Origin of the sequence: Streptomyces fuscigenes (genome assembly GCF_021556455.1) — a bacterium.
Taxonomy (GTDB): Bacteria; Actinomycetota; Actinomycetes; order Streptomycetales; family Streptomycetaceae; genus Streptomyces; species Streptomyces fuscigenes.
Genome location: NZ_JAKGCV010000604.1, coordinates 1 through 2,647, shown reverse-complemented (window position 1 = coordinate 2,647; position 2,647 = coordinate 1). Strand labels below are relative to the sequence as shown.

2 protein-coding genes are annotated in these 2,647 nt (G+C 73.0%); both read left to right on the top strand.

Going from position 1 to position 2,647, the window contains the following annotated elements; translation table 11 throughout:
• The first annotated feature begins 260 nt into the window (after positions 1 to 260).
• Positions 261 to 1,700, top strand: a complete 1,440-nt coding sequence (locus L1885_RS26845) for an NAD(P)H-quinone dehydrogenase (protein ID WP_235799752.1) — start codon at positions 261 to 263, stop codon at positions 1,698 to 1,700.
• Between the two features lie 259 nt (positions 1,701 to 1,959).
• Positions 1,960 to 2,647, top strand: a 688-nt coding sequence (locus L1885_RS26840) for a DeoR/GlpR family DNA-binding transcription regulator (RefSeq protein WP_235799753.1), incomplete at its 3' end; no start/stop codon positions are given.

Here is a 2,647-nt window from a genome sequence, read left to right as displayed (position 1 = left end):
GGCCGAGGGGCCGCGCACCGGGGCTGTGCTGCGGCGGCGGGCGGCGGCGGCCGGGCGTCGTCTCGAACTTCCGTGCGGGGCCCGTGGCGGCCTCCACGGCCCCCGGCGGCGCGTTCGGCGGACCCCTGGCGGCGCCACCCGCGGCGTGCGGGACAATGAGACATGTACTCCATCGCCCCCGGAGCACCCTCCTTCCCGGGGCACCCAGGACCCCGGCCCGGGTGACAGGCGCCGGGCAGACGACGCGAGGCTGATTTTTCGTGACCCGGATCGTGATCATCGGCGGCGGACCCGGCGGGTACGAGGCGGCCCTCGCGGGCGCCCAGCTCGGCGCGGAGGTGACCGTCGTCGACTGCGACGGGCTCGGCGGCGCCTCGGTGCTGACCGACTGCGTACCGTCGAAGACCCTCATCGCCACGGCCGAGGTGATGACGTCGTTCGACTCCTCCTACGAGGAACTGGGCATCATCGTGGCGGACGACACCCCCGCGATCGAGCAGGCCGCCCGGGTCGTCGGCGTGGACCTCGGCAAGGTCAACCGCCGGGTCAAGCGCCTCGCCCTCGCCCAGTCCCACGACATCTCCGCCTCCGTGACGCGGGCCGGGGCGCGCGTGCTGCGCGGCCGCGGCCGGCTCGACGGGCGGCAGGCCGCGGACGGCTCGCGCACGGTCCTCGTCGACCTGGCCGACGGCGAGCAGGAGGTGCTCACGGCCGACGCCGTGCTGATCGCGACCGGCGGCCATCCGCGCGAGATCCCCGACGCCCTGCCGGACGGCGAGCGCATCCTGAACTGGACGCAGGTCTACGACCTCGACGAGCTCCCCGAGGAACTCATCGTGGTCGGTTCCGGCGTCACCGGCGCCGAGTTCGCGGGCGCCTACCAGGCGCTCGGCTCGCGGGTGACGCTCGTCTCGTCGCGCGATCGCGTGCTGCCCGGCGAGGACCCGGACGCGGCCGCCGTGCTGGAGGACGTCTTCCGCCGCCGCGGCATGAACGTGATGTCGCGCTCGCGCGCTGCCGCCGCCAAGCGGGTCGGCGACCGCGTCGAGGTGACCCTGGCCGACGGGCGGGTCATCACCGGCACGCACTGCCTGATGGCGGTCGGCGCGATCCCGAACACGGCCGGCATGGGCCTGGAGGAGGCGGGCGTCGTCCTCAAGCCGTCCGGCCACGTCAAGACGGACCGCGTCTCGCGCACCTCCGCGCCCGGCGTCTACGCGGCGGGCGACGTGACCGGGGTGTTCGCGCTCGCCTCCGTCGCAGCCATGCAGGGCCGGATCGCGATGTACCACTTCCTCGGCGACGCGGTGGCCCCGCTCAACCTGAAGTCGGTCTCCTCGAACGTCTTCACCGACCCGGAGATCGCGACCGTCGGCTACACGCAGGCCGACATCGACGCGGGCCGCATCGACGCCCGTGTCGTCAAGCTGCCGCTGCTGCGCAACCCGCGCGCCAAGATGCAGGGCATCAGGGACGGCTTCGTGAAGATCTTCGCCCGCCCCGGCACCGAGATCGTCGTCGGCGGAGTGGTCGTCGCGCCGCGCGCGAGCGAACTGATCCATCCGATCTCGATCGCGGTCGACAACAACCTGACGGTGGAACAGATCGCGAACACCTTCACGGTGTACCCGTCACTTTCGGGTTCGATCGCCGAGGTCGCCCGGCAGCTCCACACGCGCAAGGGCGCCGAGGACATCTGAGGCCGGCCGCCGCCCCGCCGCCCACCGGCCGCGCCCCGGGCCCCACTTGGGCTTCCGGGCCGGCCGGGCCGCGCGCGGGCCCGCCGTCCGGCCGCCCCGCCCCGCCGCTGCCGGGCGTGGGACGGTGCGCCGTATACCACTAACCGGAACCCCGTACGCACAACTTCGGTAATTAGGTGCAAACTGCTGAAAGCAGACGGTCATCCGGGTTACTGTCAGTTCCGTGTTCGCTGCAGAACGTCGCCAGTTGATTCTCGAAATGGTGCGCGCCAACGGAGCCGTGTCCCTCCGAGAGCTCGCCCGTGTCGTCCAGACCTCAGAAGTGACCGTACGGCGTGACGTACGGGCGCTGGAGGCCGAAGGCCTCCTCGACCGCCGGCACGGCGGCGCCGTCCTGCCCGGCGGCTTAGCGAGGGAGTCCGGCTTCCCGCAGAAGTCGCACCTCGCGTCCGCCGAGAAGACGGCCATCGCGGACCTCGCCGCCACCCTCGTGGGGGAGGGCGAGGCCGTCGTCGTCGGCGCCGGCACGACGACGCAGGAGCTGGCGCGCCGGCTGGCGCGGGTGCCCGGCCTCACCGTCGTCACCAACTCCCTGCTCGTCGCCCAGGCACTGGCGCACGCGAACCGGGTCGAGGTGGTGATGACGGGCGGCACGCTGCGCGGCTCCAACTACGCGCTCGTGGGCAGCGGCGCCGAGCAGTCGCTGCAGGGCCTGCGCGTCAGCCGCGCGTTCCTGTCCGGAACGGGCCTGACGGCGGAGCGCGGCCTGTCGACGTCCAACATGCTCTCGGCGAGCGTCGACCGGGCCCTCGTCCGCGCGGCGGGCGGCCGGATCGCCGCCATGAAGAAGGACGCCGAGCAGGCCAGGTACCCGAAGAAGGTGCGTGACCTCGCCAGACTGGAGGCGGACGCCGTCGAGTTGGGCGCGTACGCCAACCACAACATGC